This is a genomic window from Ferrovibrio sp. (assembly GCF_029255545.1).
GTDB lineage: Bacteria > Pseudomonadota > Alphaproteobacteria > Ferrovibrionales > Ferrovibrionaceae > Ferrovibrio.
This window is the reverse complement of the sequence record NZ_JANLJJ010000082.1, coordinates 53883-69332: the sequence shown is the minus strand read 5'-3', so window position 1 is coordinate 69332 and position 15450 is coordinate 53883. Positions and strand designations below refer to the sequence as shown.

The following is a 15450-nucleotide window of genomic DNA, read 5'->3' as shown; positions in this document are numbered from 1 at the left end:
GCGGGTAGACATTCATGGCCGTGGCATTGGAAGAGCGTAACGTGACAGTTCCGGCCGAAACCAGTTCCGCCGCCGCAAGCGGCGTCACCCCGGCGGTGGATATCACTGGCGTCAATCTGGTATTCCAGACCGCCGATACGCCGGTCTATGCCCTGGCGGATGTCAATCTTTCCATTAACCGCGGCGAGTTCGTGTCTTTCATCGGCCCCTCGGGCTGCGGCAAGACCACGCTGTTGCGTGTGATCGCTGATCTGCAGCAGGTCAGCAGCGGGCAGGTGCTGGTCAATGGCGTCAGCCCGCAGACCGCCCGGCTGGACCGCGCCTATGGCTATGTCTTCCAGGCGCCGGCTTTGTATCCCTGGCGCAGCGTGCAACGGAATATCACCCTGCCGCTGGAGATCATCGGACTGCCCAAGGCCGAGCGGCTGGCGCGCGCCAGACGGGTGCTGGAGCTGGTCAACCTGACCGGCTTCGAACAGAAATTCCCCTGGCAGCTGTCCGGTGGCATGCAGCAACGCGTTTCCATCGCGCGTGCCCTGTCGGTTGACCCTGAGCTGCTGCTGATGGATGAGCCCTTCGGCGCGCTGGACGAGATCATCCGCGACCATCTGAATGAGCAACTGCTCGACCTGTGGCGCCGCACCAGAAAGACCTTGTTGTTCGTCACCCATTCGATCCCCGAGGCGGTTTTCCTCTCGACCAAGATCGTGGTGATGAGCCCACGCCCCGGGCGGATCATCGACGTGATCGACAGCAACCTGCCACGCGATCGCAAGCTCGATATCCGCGAGACGCCGGAATTCGCCGCCATCGCCCATCGCGTGCGCGAGGGTCTGCGCGCCGGACACAGCTATGACGACCACCAGCTTTAGGGCATCGCCCATCCGGGCTGTTATGGCGCGATTGCGCGACGGCGCCGCCCTGCCGGTGCTCACCATCCTGCTGCTTATCCTGGTGATCTGGTATGCCGGCGCGGTGAAGCTGAATGCGCCGCTTATGCTTGACCAGTATGAACGCGCGGAGCGCAGCAGCTGGAGCTGGAGCGAACTGGTAGCCGATACCATGGCGATGGAGCGCCCGATTCTGCCGGCGCCGCATCAGGTGCTGCGGGAACTGGACCGCACGGTGCTGCAGACTGCGATCACTTCGCGGCGCAGCCTGGTCTACCACACCTGGGTGACGCTGGAATCCGCCTTGCTTGGTTTTGCCCTCGGCACGCTGCTTGGTATCGGCCTGGCGATCATGATCGTGCATGTCGCCAGCCTGCAGCGGGCCTTGATGCCCTGGATCATCGCCTCGCAGACCGTGCCGATCCTGGCCATCGCGCCGATGATCGTGGTGGTGCTGGGTTCGCTGGGCCTGGTCGGCCTGCTGCCCAAAGCGATCATTTCCGCCTATCTGTGTTTCTTTCCGGTCACCATCAGCATGGTCAAGGGACTGACCTCGCCCGAGCCGATCCAACTCGACCTGATGCGCACCTATTCGGCCTCGACTACCCAGACCCTGCGCTACCTGCGCCTGCCTGCCTCGCTGCCCTTCCTGTTCACCGGTCTGAAAGTCGCGATTTCGCTGGCCGTGGTTGGTGCCATTGTCGGCGAATTGCCGACCGGCGCCCAGGCCGGCCTGGGCGCCCGCCTGCTGGCTGGTTCGTATTATGGCCAGACGGTGCAGATCTGGTCCGCCCTGATCATGGCTTCGATCCTGGCTGGCTGTTGTGTTGGCTTGATCGGCGGCATCCAGCGCGGCCTCAACCGTCGTTTTGGCGGTGCCGCATGAAGGCGCGGCGCGATGGCGTGATAGTACTGGCACTGTTTTGCGGCCTGGCTGCGCTGTTTCTGCCCCTGGCGGAGGCCCGCTGGATGCTGCAGCCTGCGGCACTGCTCGCCTGGCTGGTGAGCCTGGCTGGCGGCGCGCTGCTGTTGAGGCGGCCGTTTGGTGCGCCGGCCGCCGCGCTGCTGCTGGTGGTGGGCTGCCTGCTTGGCGCGGTCGCGCTGCATATCGTCATGACGGCAGGCGCCAAGGGCCTGGATGCCGCCGGGCTCTGGCTGGGGTTGATCGGCCTCGGACTGCTGGTCTGGCGCATGCTTGACCGCGTCAGCGCCGTGGTCGCTGCCAGACCGGGCCTGGTTGGGGCCACCCTGGCGCCCCTATTGCTCGGCCTGTGGCTGCTGTATCTGTGGGAAATGGTGGTGGTCGGCTTTGCCGTGCCGGCCGTATTGCTGCCGCCGCCCAGCGCCATCGGCCATGCCATCCTGGCCAACCTGCCCACGCTGGGCATCGATTTCGTGCAGACCTTCGTCCGCGCCGTAATCCCCGGGTTTGCCATCGGCTCGGCGGCCGGTTTCCTGGTTGGCGTTCTGGTCGACCGCGTGCCGTTCCTGCAGCGTGGGCTGATGCCTGTCGGCAATCTGGTCAGCGCGCTGCCGATCATCGGTGTCGCCCCCATCATGGTGATGTGGTTCGGCTTCGACTGGCAGTCGAAAGCGGCGGTGGTTGTGATCATGACCTTCTTCCCGATGCTGGTGAACACCATCGCCGGGCTGAACGCGCTGGGTCGCATCGAGCGCGACCTGATGACCACCTATGCCGCCAGCTATGTTCAGACCCTGCTGGCGGCGCGGCTGCCCGCCGCCTTGCCGTTCGTGTTCAACGCACTGAAGGTCAATGCCACGCTGGCGCTGATCGGCGCCATCGTTGCCGAGTTCTTTGGAACGCCGATCGTGGGCATGGGATTCCGCATCTCTACCGAGGTCGGGCGCATGAACATTCCCACCGTCTGGGCCACGATCGCCGTCGCGGCGTTGGCCGGTTCGGCCAGTTATGGCCTGATCGCGCTGGTCGAGCGCTGGCTCACCTTCTGGCATCCCTCATTCCGTAAGACGTCGTAAGCGTAAAACCATCGTGTTTCCAACAGGAGAGGAGAATACAATGAAACAACGTGCAATTCTGGGCCTTGCCCTCGGGGCGGCCTTTCTGGCGGCGGCCGGTTCGGCGCAGGCCGCCGACAAGTTTACCATCCAGCTGAAATGGGTGACGCAGGCGCAGTTCGCCGGCTATTACGTCGCCAAAGACAAGGGCTTCTACAAGGAGGTCGATCTCGACGTCACGGTGAAGCCGGGTGGCCCGGATATCGCTCCGCCGCAGGTGATGGCGGCGGGTGGCGCCGATGCCATCATTGACTGGATGCCGTCTGCTCTCGCCAGCCGCGAGAAGGGCGTGCCGCTGGTGAACGTGTCCCAGACCTTCCAGAAATCCGGCATGATGCTGACCTGCTCGAAGGCCAGCGGCGTGACCTCGCCGGACAAGTTTCCGGGACAGACCCTCGGCGTCTGGTTCTATGGCAACGAGTATCCGTTCCTGACCTGGATGGCCAAACTGGGCGTGCCGACCGATGGCAGCGCCAAGGGCGTGAAGGTCCTCAAGCAAGGCTTCAACGTTGACCCGTTGATCCAGAAACAGGCCGCCTGTATCTCGACCATGACCTACAATGAATACTGGCAGGTCATTGATGCCGGATTCAAACCCGCCGACCTGGTCGTGTTCAAGTACAGCGATCAGGGCGTCGGTACGATGGAAGACGGCATCTATGCCAATGGCAGCAAGCTGGGTGATGCGGCCTACGCCAATCGTCTGGCGCGCTTTGTCGCGGCCTCGAACAAGGGTTGGGACTGGGCGGTCAAGAATCCGGATGCCGCTGCCAAAATCGTGCTGGATAACGACACCACCGGCGCGCAGACCGAAAAGCACCAGAAGCGCATGATGGGCGAGATCGCCAAGCTGGTCGAGGGCTCGAAGATGGGAACCGGTTATCTCGACCCGGCTGATTTCGACCGCACCGTCAATATCCTGCTGTCGGTGAAGTCGGATCCGGTGATCACCAAGAAGCCGGAAGGCGCCTGGACGCACGCCATCTTCGAGGCATCCAAGAAATACGCCAAATAACAGCCAGGCATAGAAACGCTTCAGTCAGAAAGAGCGACGACGCAGTATCTGCGTCGTCGCTTTTTTTGCGCGGATTCCGATTGAACGCGCCAACAGGCGCGGGCATGCGGTTCAGGAAGGCTTAACGGCCGCGCTGATTGAAGCGCCGCCCGACCAGGGCTGCCGCGATATTGGTTTTCTGAACATCGATAGCGCCGCCGGCGATGCCCCAGCCAAATGCATCGCGCAGTCTTTGCTCCATCCGGTATTCGGTGGAGTATCCGTAACCTCCCATCACCTGCATTCCCATTGCCGCAACGTCGCGGACCATTTCGTTGGCAAAGCATTTCGCGATGCTGGAATCGGCAATCGACGGCAGACCGTTGGCGGCATTCTGGGCGGCGCGCCAGATCAGCAGGCGTGCTGCTTCGACCTTGATTGCCATATCGGCGAGTTTGAGTTGAATGGCCTGGAACTCGACAATCGGCCGGCCGAATTGCTGGCGATCCTGAACGTAAGCGAGTGCCTCCTCAAGTGCCGCTGCGGCAATGCCAAGCGACATGGTGGCATTGCCGCAACGCTCCAGGTCGAAGGCTTCCATCAGGTGTTTGAACCCGCCGGCCGGAACAATCATGTTCTCGACCGGTACGCGCACGTCATCGAAGAATATGTCGCAGCTCGGGATGCCGCGGAAGCCCATCAGCAGCTCGGGCCGCCCGTACCGCAGGCCGGGGCGCTCTTGCTCGACCAGCACCGCGCCGATGCCGGCCGCCCCCGGTTCATCTGAGAGCCGGCAATATACGATATAGGCATCGGCATGGCCGCCGCCGCTGGTCCAGCGTTTCTGGCCATTGAGGGTGATCTGCCCACCCTCGATGCGTCCGCGGGTTGCCAGATCGGTCAGCGCGGTGCCGGCATTTGGCTCCGACATCGACACGGCGACGACCATGTCGCCACGAACAACGGCAGGAAGAATGCGCTGGCGCAGCGGCTCATTGGCGAAATGCAGCACCGTGCGAACTGGTCCCGTGGCGCTTTCGAAAACCGGGAAGGCGACGGCCGGCGATACCTGCGCGAACTGCTCCAGCACCAGCAGCGCATCAATATGGCCCAGGCCTAGGCCGCCATAAGCTGTGGGGATATTGATGCCGAGAAATCCCATCTCGGCATAGCGCCGGCGCAAGGCCAGCGATACCGGCTCGTTTTTCGTCTCCAGCTCCCGCGCGATATCGACAAGCTCGTTGCGGGCAAAGCGGCGCGCCGTTTCCTGCAGGGCGCGCTGGTCATCGGTAAGCTGAAAATCCATTGTGGTCTCCATCCCTTTGCGGCGCTGCATTTACTGGCGCACCGGTGTCGTTTTTTGTCATGCCCGGCGTGGGGTCAGGCATTGCGTTCCGGTGCCAGGCTGTCCGGCCGGGGAAACAATGCCCGGCCGATGGAGGCGGCAACCTCACGCAGTTCAAGGCCAAGCTGGTCGATGCGCTCGGGCGTATGCTGTCCCTGGATGGCGATGCCGCTGATGCCGAAACGGGGATGGCCGTTCTGGTCGGTGATGATGCTGGCGACAGTGGTGATGCCGCGATAGAGATGGCCGACATCCTTGGCCCAGCCATCGGTGCCGGCCTGGGCGACCTCGGCCTCATACGTCTCGAAACTCGGCGCGTTTTGCCATCTCAGTGTGGTGAAGCGTCGCCGCAATTCCGCAGTTGGCAGATGCAGGTGGGCGGCGATGCAGCGGCCGACGGCGCCGATCAGCGAGGGCAGGCGTGAGCCGACCCGCATGTCGACACGCACGACATGCTCACCATAGGCGCGGTCGATCACCACGATATGGCCGTCTCCCGTCACCCGCCAGAGCGCGATCAGCATATCGTGATTGAGCGCCAGACGCTCGATCTCCGGTCGGATCAGGTCAAGATAGCTGCTGCCGATCATCCCGGAAGCCAGTTCCGCCACCGCCAAGCCAAGGCTGTAGGTCTTGTCGGTTTCCCGGAAACTCACAAACCGCGCGCGAGTCATGGTGCGCAGGATGCTGAAGCAGGTGCTCGGGCTGATCCCGGTTTCGCGCGCCACGGCTGCCACGCCCTGCGGCGCCGGCATGCTGGCCAAATGCTGCAGGATGCGCAGGGCGTGGACCACGGCGCCCACATCACGTTGCTTTTCTGGTGCCGGGCTCATTCAATACTCCAATTGCAATTCGTAATGCAGAATGTACTATACTTTCAAACCGCCTCGCCAGAGGGGTGATTTGGTAGTGATTCGGCAGCTTTTTTTGTAACTAACATGCTGACATAAATGATAGATAGAGGTGAAGTCACATCATCGAGCAATAGTGAATCATAAAATTCTTTATATAGAATGATATTCTGTATCGAGAATTAAACAAAAAACTCAATCAAAACAGGATCAAGGAAACGCATGTTACCGAAGGCTACCCCCGGACCGGGCCCCGAAGCGCAGTACCACGCCTTTCTGCAGGAAGGGCGCTTCATGATCCAGCGCAGCCCTTCGACCGGTCAATATGTCTTTTATCCCCGTGTTGCCGCGCCGGGCAGCGGCGCGGCTGACCTGGAATGGGTCGCGGCATCGGGTCTGGGGCGGATCTATTCCATCACGGTCAATCGGGCCCGCACGGGTAACTACAATATCGCCTTGGTCGAACTCGATGAGGGCCCGCGGCTGATGACCCGTATCGAGGGTGTCGAAACGGCGCCGATCGGCACGCGCGTTAAGGCCCGCATCGCCGATCTGGGCGGCGAGCCGGCCCTTGTATTCGATATTGTCGAGCAAGGCGGTGCGGCATGAGCAGCACATCCCTGCGCGGTCGCACCGCCATTGCCGGTATCGGCGCCGCGGGCTGGGGCGAATCGCCCGGCCGCAGTGCCATCGAATTGCTTGGCGATGCCGCCCTGGCCGCCATTGCCGATGCCGGGCTGGAACTAAAGGATATCGACGGCCTGTGCGCCGCCACCAGCACGCATGCCTTTCCGACCCTGTCTGTGGCCGAGTATCTCGGCATCAAACCGACTTTCTTCGATGGCACCAATATCGGTGGATCATCCTTCGAGATGCATCTGCTGCAGGCGGCGCTGGCACTTGATGCGGGCATCTGCAACGCGGTGCTGATCTGCTACGGCTCAAACCAGCGAACCGCCGGTGGCCGGCTGGTGTCGATGAGTGAGCCGCAATGGCATGAGGCGCCCTACAAGCCGCGCCATCCGATCACCGCTTATGCCCTGGCGGCACAGCGGCACATGCATGAATTCGGCACCACGCGCGAGATGCTGGCCGATATTGCCGTCGCAGCGCGGCAATGGGCCAACCTCAATCCGGCGGCATTCGAACAGGGCCCGCTGACCCGCGAGGAGGTGCTGAATGCCCGCATGGTGAGTGACCCGCTTACCACCCGCGACTGCTGCCTGGTAACCGATGGCGGCGGCGCCTGCGTCATGGTGCGCGCCGACCAGGCGAAAAACCTGAAGCAAAATCCGGCCTATGTGCTGGGCGTCGGCGGCGCTCATTCGCACCGTTCCATTGCGCAAATGAAGGACCTGACCCGCACCGTGGCGGCGGAGAGCGGGCCGCGCGCCTTTGCCATGGCAGGGCTGAAGCAGTCCGATGTTGATCTGGTGATGTTGTACGATGCCTTCACGATCACCACGCTGCTGTTCCTCGAGGATCTGGGGTTCTGCCCGAAGGGCGAGGGTGGTCGTTTCGTGCAGGATGGCGCCATCGCGCCGGGCGGCCGGCTGGCCGTCAATACCAATGGCGGTGGCCTGTCCTGCGTTCATCCCGGCATGTACGGCATGTTCCTGATCATCGAGGCGGTGACGCAGATTCGCGGCGCCGCCGGCAGGCGCCAGCTCGCCACATGCGACATCGCGCTCTGCCATGGCAATGGCGGTACCCTGTCCAGCCAGGTGACGGCCCTGCTGGGCGGAGCGGCGGCGCTGTGAGCGATCGCCTGTCGCGACTGTTTGCGCCGCGCTCGGTCGCGGTTATCGGCGCGTCCGCCGATCCCAGGCGGATCGGCGGACGCCCGATCGCCTCCATGCAGGAACGGGGCTTCGCCGGCAGCATCTGGCCGGTCAATCCAAACCGCAACGAGGTTCTGGGCCTGAAGACCTATGCCTCGATCGGCGATCTGCCGGATGTGCCGGATGTGGCCATCGTCGCCGTACCGGCGGCCATGGTTGCCGATGCGGTTGCCGATCTGGCCGCTCGGAATGTTGCCGCCGCCGTGGTGTTCAGCTCGGGCTTTGCCGAAACCGGCGCCGCCGGCCGGCAGGAGCAGGACCGCATGCTGGCCGCCGCGCGCAAGGGCGGCATGCGGCTGGTCGGGCCAAACACGCTCGGCGTATTCAACGTGCATAACGGATTCTACGGCACTTTCATGTCAGCCTTCGAGGCCGGCTTTCCCGACAAGGGCCGCATCGGCATCGCCAGCCAGTCGGGCGCCTATTGCGGGCATCTGGTCAGCGTGATGCGTGAGCGCGGTCTCGGGCTGGCCGCCGGCGTGATGACTGGCAACGAGGCAGATATCACCATTGGCGATGTGATCGCCCGCATGGTCGAGGACCCCGATATCGACGTGATCGCTGCCTATGCCGAAGGCATCAAGCAGGGCGATACCTTTGTGCGGGCACTGGAAGCTGCCCGCAAGGCCGGCAAGCCGGTTGTGGTTATGAAGGTCGGCCGCAGCGCCCTCGGCGAGGCTGCGGCCCAATCACATACAGCATCCATCGCCGGCAACGATGCCGTGACCAGCGCAGTGCTGGCCGAGTTCGGCGCCGTGCAGGCGCGCACCACCGACGAGATGCTGGATATCGCCCAGTTGGCGACGCGACGGATCTATCCGGTGCGCAACACTCTGGGCGTGATTACCGTCAGCGGCGGCGCCGGCGTGCTGATTTCCGATGCAGCCGAGGAAGTCGGCCTCGCCATGCCGCAGATGCCCGAGCCAGTCCAGGCCCGGCTGAAGGAGATACTGCCCTTTGCCGCGCCGCGTAATCCGGTGGATTGCACCGCCCAGGTGCTGAATGACCTGTCGCTGCTTGGCCGTTTCACCGAGGCGCTGGTCGCCGAAGGCGGCTACAGCACCATTCTCGGCTTTCTCACCTATACCGGCGCGGCGGCCAGTCTTTCGCCGGGTCTGCGTGAGCAGTTCCGCATCGTGAAAGAACGCCACCCTGACCGGCTCTATGTGCTGTCCATTGTCGCCGGTCACGAGCGCGTCGCCGAATACGAGCATGACGGCTTTACCGTTTTCGAGGATCCCACCCGCGCCGTGGCGGCGATTGCTGCCATGGGCCGGTTCGGCACCGCTTTCGCGCGGCAACCGGGTTTGCCGCCGCCTGTCGTTCCGGCGCTTACCCTGCCGGCGACAACGCCGAGCGAGGCGGAGGCCAAGCGTCTGCTCGCTGCGGCCGGCATTGCCTGCGTGCCGGAGAAAGTCTGTGCCACGGCCGAAGACGCCGTGGCCGTCGCGACCGATTTTGGTTTTCCGGTGGTGATGAAGATCGTTTCGCCCGACATCCAGCACAAGACAGAGATCGGCGGCGTCCTGCTCAACGTGAATGATGCCGATTCCGTGCGGTTCGGGTTCATCACCTTGCTGGAACGTGTCAATGCCAATGCGCCGACAGCCCGCGTCGAGGGCGTGCTGGTCGCCCGTCAATTAAAAGGCGGGGTCGAATGCATCCTCGGCATCCATCGTGATCCGGTCTTCGGGCCGGTGGCCATGGTCGGATTGGGCGGCGTGTTCGTTGAGATCGTCAAGGATGTCGCATTCCGGCGCTGCCCGTTCGGAATCGATGCCGCTGAGGCGATGATCCATTCTCTGAAAGGGGCGCCGCTTTTGCAGGGCGTACGCGGACGTCCGGCAGCCGATATTGCGGCGCTGGCGACGATGCTGTCGCGGCTGTCGGTCATCGCGCACCAGGCGGGCAATGCGCTTGCATCGATTGATCTCAATCCGGTGATCGTGCTGCCAGCCGGGCAGGGCGCCTTCGCCGCCGACGCGGTAATCGAGATCGGAGGCGGCAATGGCGATTGAATATGAAAAGCTGCTGAACTTCGATATCCCGGAGGTGCGCCAGATTCTGACCCGTCAGGATACAGCTTTTTATGCGCTGTCGGTTGGCCTCGGACAGGACCCGCTGGATATGCGACAACTCGACTTCGTCGATCATCACCGCGATCTGCAGGCAATGCCATCGATGGCCGTTGTGCTGTGCCATCCGGGTTTCTGGCTGCGCGATCCGCGCACCGGCGTTGATGCGGTGCGTCTTGTCCATGGCGAGCAGGGGATCGAACTGCATCGCCCGCTGCCGATCGAAGGTGAACTGGTGGCCCGCACCCGGGTGACCGGCATTGTCGACAAGGGCACCGGCAAGGGCGCTCTGCTGTATTCGGAGAAACAGCTGCGCGACAGCGCGGGCGTGCTTTATGCCACCACACGTTCGACCACTTTCCTGCGCGGCGATGGTGGCTTCGGCGGACCATCCGAACCGATCAGGGCGCCACACCCGGAGCCGCATGGCGAGCCCGATTCCACCGTTGATCTCACAACCCGGCCGGAACAGGCGCTGTATTACCGCCTGAACGGCGATGACAATCCACTGCATGCGGATCCTGCCGTGGCAGCCAGGGCCGGTTTCCCGAGGCCGATCCTGCACGGGCTATGCACCCTGGGTGTTGTGACCCACGCAGTATTGCGGGTATTGGCGGATTACCGAGCCGCGGCTTTGCGCTCGCTCGATCTGCGTTTTTCCGCGCCGGTTTTCCCTGGCGAGACGATCCGCACCGAAATCTGGCGCAGCGGCGCCTTCCGCGCCCGCGTCGTCGAGCGCGATGCGATTGTCATCAATAACGGACATGCCGAGATAGGATGATGGGTGAAAATGAGATGGAGAACATGCGGAAATCCACAATCCTTGCCGGCAAGGTGGCCCTGGTAACCGGTGCCGGCGGCGGCATTGGCCGTGAGATCGCCGTGGCGATGGCGAATGCCGGGGCCGATATCCTGATCAACGACATCGGCGTATCTCTGACCGGCGAGGGCGGTTCCGGCAGTCCGGCCGAGTTGACCAAGCAGATCATCGAGCAGCAGGGTGGTCGCGCGGCGATCAGCACAGACAGCGTCGCCGACTGGGCATCGGCGAAACGGATCGTTGAAACCGCCGTCGATGCCTTTGGGCGAATCGACATCGTGGTCAATAATGCCGGTATCCTGCGCGACGCCATTTTCCACAAGATGACGCCGGAAGACTGGCTGTCGGTGATCAATGTGCATCTCAACGGCTCGTTCTTTGTCAGCCGGGCCGCAGCCGATCATTTTCGCAAGCAGATGAGCGGCGCCTATGTGCATATGACCAGTACATCGGGTCTGGTGGGCAATTTCGGTCAGGCCAATTATTCGGCCGCCAAGCTGGGCATCACGGCATTATCGAAATCCATCGCGCTCGACATGGCGCGCTACAATGTGCGCTCGAATTGCATTGCGCCTTTCGCCTGGAGCCGCATGACCAGCTCGATTCCGGCCGAGACCCCGGACCAGAAAGCCCGTGTCGCCCGGCTGCAGCAGATGACGCCGGATAAGAACGCGCCGCTGGCCGTGTTCCTGGCATCTGACAAGGCAGCGGCCGTTACCGGGCAGGTTTTCGCGGCACGCATGAACGAGATTTTCCTGATGAGCCAAAGCCGGCCGTTGCGTTCCGTGCATCGTGCCGAAGGCTGGACGCCGGAGTTGATCGCCGAGCACGCGGTTCCGGCCCTGAAGGCGGCGATGCTGCCGCTGGATCGCAGTCAGGACGTGTTTTCCTGGGATCCAATCTGAGGAGCAGCACCCCCGGTCCCTGAACTGAATAACAAGAACCGCGAAAAATCGTGGATAACCACCAAGGAGGAAACAAAGATGCGTATTACCCGCAGACAGTATATCCAGGGTGCAACCGGCCTGGTCGCGGCCGGCGTGATGGGCGGCCCGATCTCTGCCCTGGGCCAGTCCGGCAAGCTCAAGCTGCCCGAGACCATGATCTGGAGCAGCTATGATGTCGGCTCCACCGGTTATGTCGAGGCATCGGCGATTGCCGATGCCTTTGGCAAGAAATACGGCACGCGCGTTCGCCTGCTGCCATCAGGCAGCGCGATCGGCCGCGTCAAGCCGCTCAAGGATGGCCGCGTTTCGCATGCCTGGCTGGCCAACGAGCTGTTCTTCTCGGTAGAGGGCCTCTACGAATACTGCTCGCATGACTGGGGGCCGCAGGACCTGCGCACGCTGCTCGGCCGCGTGAATAGTTTCTCGGTGGTGGCGACCAAGGTCAGTGGCATTACCGAGCCCAAGCATATGAAGGGCAAGCGGTTTGCCATTGCCAAGGCCAACAGCTCGGTCAACATCAAGGTCGAGCCGATCCTGGCCTTTGCCGGCCTGACCTGGAAAGACGTCGAGCTGGTCGAATTCCCCAGCTATGGCGCCACCCTGAAGGGGTTGGTCGAAGGCAAGGCCGACTGCGCCGGCGTGGCGCCGGCTGCGGCCACCCTGCGCGAACTGGAGGCCAGTCCGCACGGCATCGGCTGGGTTGCGCTCGATCCAGCCAACAAGGAGGGCTGGGCCCGGGCGCAGAAAGCGGTGCCCTTCGTAGAGCCGTTCCAGGAAACCATCGGCGCCGGTCTGTCCGATGCCAATCCTGTCTGGATGATGGGTTATCGCTATCCGATGATTACGGTGACGGCCAATGCCAATGCCGACGAAGTCTATGCCGTGACCAAGGCGGTGGCAGAAAGCTATGACACCTTCAAGGATGCCAACCCGATCATGCCGCGCTGGCAGGCATCGAAAGCCGGCACCCCACCGATGGATGCCGCTTTCCACGAGGGCGCGATCCGTTATCTGAAGGAGGCCGGCATCTGGAAGCCGGAGCATCAGGCCTGGCAGGAGAAAGCCCTGAAGCGCCATGCGGCGCTGCAGGCGGCCTGGAAGGACATGATCGGAAAGGCGCCGGCCAAAACGGCGGAACTGCCCGAACTGCAGAAACTGTGGGATGCGCGCCGGGCCGAAGTACTGACGTCGCTCTGACCGTGATGCAGAGGGGGAGACCCCGGCATCGCCGGGTCTCCTTTTTCCGCTGTCGTATCCTGACGCCTGGACCAGTCAAATGACCATACCCATGGAAGCACCCGCCGACACCCGGGTGCAGGATGTCGAAGACCCCGAAGCCCGCTCCAAACGGCTGCGAGGACCGGCCTTCTGGGCCACCTTCTTGCTGACCGCGATCGGGATTCTGGTTTCGATCAACCAGATTTTTGGCCTGGGCATTGCGGGCTTCCGGCCGATCAGCACGGCTTATTATTACCTGATCATTGGCCTGTTCGGCGGCATCGGCTTTCTGGCCTTCCCGGCCCGCAAGAACCTGACGGATGTACGCTGGTATGACTGGCTGCTGGTGCTGCTGACGCTGGCGACATCGGTCTGGATGGCCAGCCGGGCGCAGTACATCATTGACCGCGGCTGGAACCTGGAGGCCCCCCTGGAGGGCACGCTGGTTGCCGGCCTTTATGTTTTGCTCGCCCTGGAAGGATTGCGCCGCACCGGTGAATTCATCCTGTTTGTTTTCGCCCTGGTTTTCGCAACATATCCTCTTTATGCCGGGTATATGCCGGGTTTCCTCTGGGGGGTTCAACTCGATCTCGGTCAGACCGTGCGCGAACATGTCTACGGTCTGGAAAGCGTGATTGGCATTCCGATGCAGGTGGTATCCGATACGCTGATCGGCTTCATTGTTTTCGGCGTGGTGCTGGCCAATACCGGTGGTGGCAGTTTCTTCATGGAATTTGCCGCATCGCTGATGGGCCGTGCCCGTGGCGGTCCGGCCAAGGTTGCCATCGTCTCTTCCGGCTTGTTCGGCATGCTGTCCGGCAGTCCGACCTCGAACGTACTGACCACCGGCACGCTGACCATTCCGGCCATGAAGCGTTGTGGGTATTCCCCGGTCTATGCCGGCGCCGTGGAAGCCTGCGCTTCCACAGGCGGCTGCCTGATGCCGCCGGTGATGGGCGCTGCGGCTTTCATCATGGCTAATTTCCTCAATGTGCCTTATGCCGAAGTGGTGACGGCGGCTTTCCTGCCAGCGCTCCTTTTTTATATTACCCTGCTGCTGCAGACCGATCTTTATGCGGCCCGCAACGGCCTGAAAGGATTGACGCGGGAGGAGGTGCCGTCGCTGGTCGGCACGCTGATATCCGGCTGGTATTATATCTTGGCGCTGATCGGCCTGACCGTCTTACTGCTGACCTGGCGGCTGGAAGGCGAGGCGCCATTCTGGGTCTCCCTGTTCCTGATCGGTGTTGCCGTGTTGCGTGGCAAAGCCATAGGCTTCAACAGCCATGCCTTCGCCCAGCTTGTGGTGGATGTGGGGCAGGCCATCGCGCAGCTGGTCAGCCTGATCGCCGGCATCGGCCTGATCGTTGGCGCCATGTCAGTGACCGGTGTCGCCAATTCCTTCTCGCGTGAGTTGGTGCAATATGCGGGCGGCAACCTAGGTCTTCTGCTGGCGGCAGGCGCGCTGACCAGCTTCATCCTCGGTATGGGGATGACGGCCTCGGCTTGCTACATCTTTCTGGCCATCGTTCTGGCGCCGGCGCTGGTGCAGACCGGGATCGACCCGATGGCCGCCCATATGTATATCTTCTACTGGGGCATCGTTTCCTTTATCACGCCGCCCGTGGCATTGGCTGCTATTGCCGCCGCTTCGATCGCCAAAGCGGATGCGATGGCGGTTGGCTTCAAAGCGTTGCGGGTCGGCAGTGTGCTGCTGCTGCTGCCTATCCTGTTCGTGCTGGAGCCGGCGCTGATCCTGAAGGGGCCGCTGGCCTTGGTGATCCAGGCAACTGCCACCGCCACCCTGGCCGTGGTCCTGCTGTCGGCGGCGGCTGAAGGCTATCTCTGGCGGGTCGGCCGGCTGCCGTTCTGGGCGCGCATCGGGATCGGCGCCAGCGGGTTGCTGCTGCTCGTGCCGGAAAGCTACACGGATCTGGCCGGCGGCCTGCTGGCGCTTGCGACTATCGTGATCGTGGTTTTCGCAAACCGGCGGAGGCTGGCAGGATGAAACCGCTGAACAGCACCGGCGCCATCGCGCCCGACACCACCGGCCTGAATTTCTATACGGCCGATCCTTCGCTGGCAGATCTGCTGGCGATTCACCTGCCGGAAGACATCAACCGGCACATCCAGCCGCATCTGGTTGAACTGGGCGCCCTGGCCGGCGGCAGGCTGGACGAATGCGCCCGCCTGGCTGACCGGCATCCGCCGGTGCTGCATCATCGGGACAGGTTCGGACGTGATGAGCAATGGATCGAATACCATTCCGCCTATCGCGAGCTTGAGGCGGCCGCCTTCGGCAGGTTCGGCATCCATGCCATGTCGCACCGTACCGGCATACTGGGCTGGCCAGGACGCTATCCGGCGGCGGCCAAACATGCCTTCACCTATCTGTTCAACCAGGCGGAATTCGGTCTCGGTTGCCCGATCAA

13 protein-coding genes and 1 pseudogene are annotated in these 15450 nt (G+C 62.8%); 12 read left to right on the top strand and 2 right to left on the bottom strand.

Annotation, left to right across the window (positions count from 1 at the left end; translation table 11 throughout):
• The first annotated feature begins 14 nt into the window (after nt 1–14).
• From Q1J79_RS16265 to Q1J79_RS16250, 4 genes are read left to right on the top strand one after another with little or no spacing between them, the layout of a single operon-like run.
• A complete protein-coding gene (locus Q1J79_RS16265; RefSeq protein WP_300302437.1) occupies nt 15–872 on the top strand; it encodes an ABC transporter ATP-binding protein in 858 nt (285 codons plus the stop codon).
• A complete protein-coding gene (locus Q1J79_RS16260; RefSeq protein WP_367182995.1) occupies nt 853–1776 on the top strand; it encodes an ABC transporter permease in 924 nt (307 codons plus the stop codon). The genes Q1J79_RS16265 and Q1J79_RS16260 overlap by 20 nt, the downstream gene beginning before the upstream one ends.
• Entirely contained in the window at nt 1773–2888 is a 1116-nt protein-coding gene (locus Q1J79_RS16255) for an ABC transporter permease (protein WP_300302435.1), read from the top strand. The genes Q1J79_RS16260 and Q1J79_RS16255 overlap by 4 nt, the downstream gene beginning before the upstream one ends.
• A gap of 40 nt (nt 2889–2928) precedes the next feature.
• Nucleotides 2929–3942 (top strand): ABC transporter substrate-binding protein, encoded by a 1014-nt coding sequence (locus tag Q1J79_RS16250; protein ID WP_300302434.1) that lies wholly within the window; start codon nt 2929–2931, stop codon nt 3940–3942.
• 121 nt (nt 3943–4063) lie between these two features.
• Here the strand turns inward: Q1J79_RS16250 and Q1J79_RS16245 are convergent, their stop codons facing one another.
• Complete coding sequence (locus Q1J79_RS16245) at nt 4064–5227, bottom strand: acyl-CoA dehydrogenase family protein (protein ID WP_300302433.1); 1164 nt, start codon at nt 5225–5227, stop codon at nt 4064–4066.
• 74 nt (nt 5228–5301) lie between these two features.
• Complete coding sequence (locus Q1J79_RS16240; RefSeq protein ID WP_300302432.1) at nt 5302–6099, bottom strand: IclR family transcriptional regulator; 798 nt, start codon at nt 6097–6099, stop codon at nt 5302–5304.
• 240 nt (nt 6100–6339) lie between these two features.
• On the opposite strand from Q1J79_RS16240, the gene Q1J79_RS16235 reads away from it, so the two are divergent.
• The 8 genes and pseudogenes from Q1J79_RS16235 to Q1J79_RS16200 all read left to right on the top strand — a co-directional run.
• Nucleotides 6340–6726, top strand: coding sequence for an OB-fold domain-containing protein (locus Q1J79_RS16235; RefSeq protein WP_300302430.1), 387 nt, complete (start codon nt 6340–6342; stop codon nt 6724–6726).
• A complete protein-coding gene (locus Q1J79_RS16230) occupies nt 6723–7877 on the top strand; it encodes an acetyl-CoA acetyltransferase (RefSeq protein ID WP_300302428.1) in 1155 nt (384 codons plus the stop codon). Before Q1J79_RS16235 ends, Q1J79_RS16230 begins: the two co-directional genes overlap by 4 nt.
• Nucleotides 7874–9976, top strand: a complete 2103-nt coding sequence (locus Q1J79_RS16225) for an acetate--CoA ligase family protein (RefSeq protein ID WP_300302426.1) — start codon at nt 7874–7876, stop codon at nt 9974–9976. Before Q1J79_RS16230 ends, Q1J79_RS16225 begins: the two co-directional genes overlap by 4 nt.
• On the top strand, nt 9966–10814 hold the full coding sequence (locus tag Q1J79_RS16220; protein ID WP_300302424.1) for a MaoC/PaaZ C-terminal domain-containing protein: 849 nt from the start codon (nt 9966–9968) through the stop codon (nt 10812–10814). Before Q1J79_RS16225 ends, Q1J79_RS16220 begins: the two co-directional genes overlap by 11 nt.
• Nucleotides 10815–10837: 23 nt before the next feature.
• On the top strand, nt 10838–11758 hold the full coding sequence (locus Q1J79_RS16215; RefSeq protein ID WP_300302422.1) for an SDR family NAD(P)-dependent oxidoreductase: 921 nt from the start codon (nt 10838–10840) through the stop codon (nt 11756–11758).
• Nucleotides 11759–11836: 78 nt separating this feature from the next.
• Entirely contained in the window at nt 11837–12997 is a 1161-nt protein-coding gene (locus tag Q1J79_RS16210; protein ID WP_300302420.1) for a TAXI family TRAP transporter solute-binding subunit, read from the top strand.
• Nucleotides 12998–13076: 79 nt separating this feature from the next.
• The gene (locus Q1J79_RS16205; protein ID WP_300302417.1) at nt 13077–15026 is read left to right on the top strand and encodes a TRAP transporter fused permease subunit; all 1950 of its coding nucleotides are present in this window, start codon (nt 13077–13079) and stop codon (nt 15024–15026) included.
• Nucleotides 15023–15450 (top strand): annotated as a pseudogene (locus tag Q1J79_RS16200) (DNA alkylation response protein); the annotation flags it as partial. The gene Q1J79_RS16205 and the pseudogene Q1J79_RS16200, both read left to right, overlap by 4 nt.

What these genes read in the sequence shown, in the direction of transcription:
- Q1J79_RS16265 (WP_300302437.1), top strand. Translation starts at nt 15, where the DNA reads ATGGCCGTGGCATTGGAAGAGCGTAACGTGACAGTTCCGGCCGAAACC.
- Q1J79_RS16235 (WP_300302430.1), top strand. Translation starts at nt 6,340, where the DNA reads ATGTTACCGAAGGCTACCCCCGGACCGGGCCCCGAAGCGCAGTACCAC.
- Q1J79_RS16215 (WP_300302422.1), top strand. Translation starts at nt 10,838, where the DNA reads ATGCGGAAATCCACAATCCTTGCCGGCAAGGTGGCCCTGGTAACCGGT.
- Q1J79_RS16220 (WP_300302424.1), top strand. Translation starts at nt 9,966, where the DNA reads ATGGCGATTGAATATGAAAAGCTGCTGAACTTCGATATCCCGGAGGTG.
- Q1J79_RS16245 (WP_300302433.1), bottom strand. Translation starts at nt 5,227, where the DNA reads ATGGATTTTCAGCTTACCGATGACCAGCGCGCCCTGCAGGAAACGGCG.
- Q1J79_RS16255 (WP_300302435.1), top strand. Translation starts at nt 1,773, where the DNA reads ATGAAGGCGCGGCGCGATGGCGTGATAGTACTGGCACTGTTTTGCGGC.
- Q1J79_RS16205 (WP_300302417.1), top strand. Translation starts at nt 13,077, where the DNA reads ATGACCATACCCATGGAAGCACCCGCCGACACCCGGGTGCAGGATGTC.
- Q1J79_RS16260 (WP_367182995.1), top strand. Translation starts at nt 853, where the DNA reads ATGACGACCACCAGCTTTAGGGCATCGCCCATCCGGGCTGTTATGGCG.
- Q1J79_RS16210 (WP_300302420.1), top strand. Translation starts at nt 11,837, where the DNA reads ATGCGTATTACCCGCAGACAGTATATCCAGGGTGCAACCGGCCTGGTC.
- Q1J79_RS16230 (WP_300302428.1), top strand. Translation starts at nt 6,723, where the DNA reads ATGAGCAGCACATCCCTGCGCGGTCGCACCGCCATTGCCGGTATCGGC.
- Q1J79_RS16250 (WP_300302434.1), top strand. Translation starts at nt 2,929, where the DNA reads ATGAAACAACGTGCAATTCTGGGCCTTGCCCTCGGGGCGGCCTTTCTG.
- Q1J79_RS16240 (WP_300302432.1), bottom strand. Translation starts at nt 6,099, where the DNA reads ATGAGCCCGGCACCAGAAAAGCAACGTGATGTGGGCGCCGTGGTCCAC.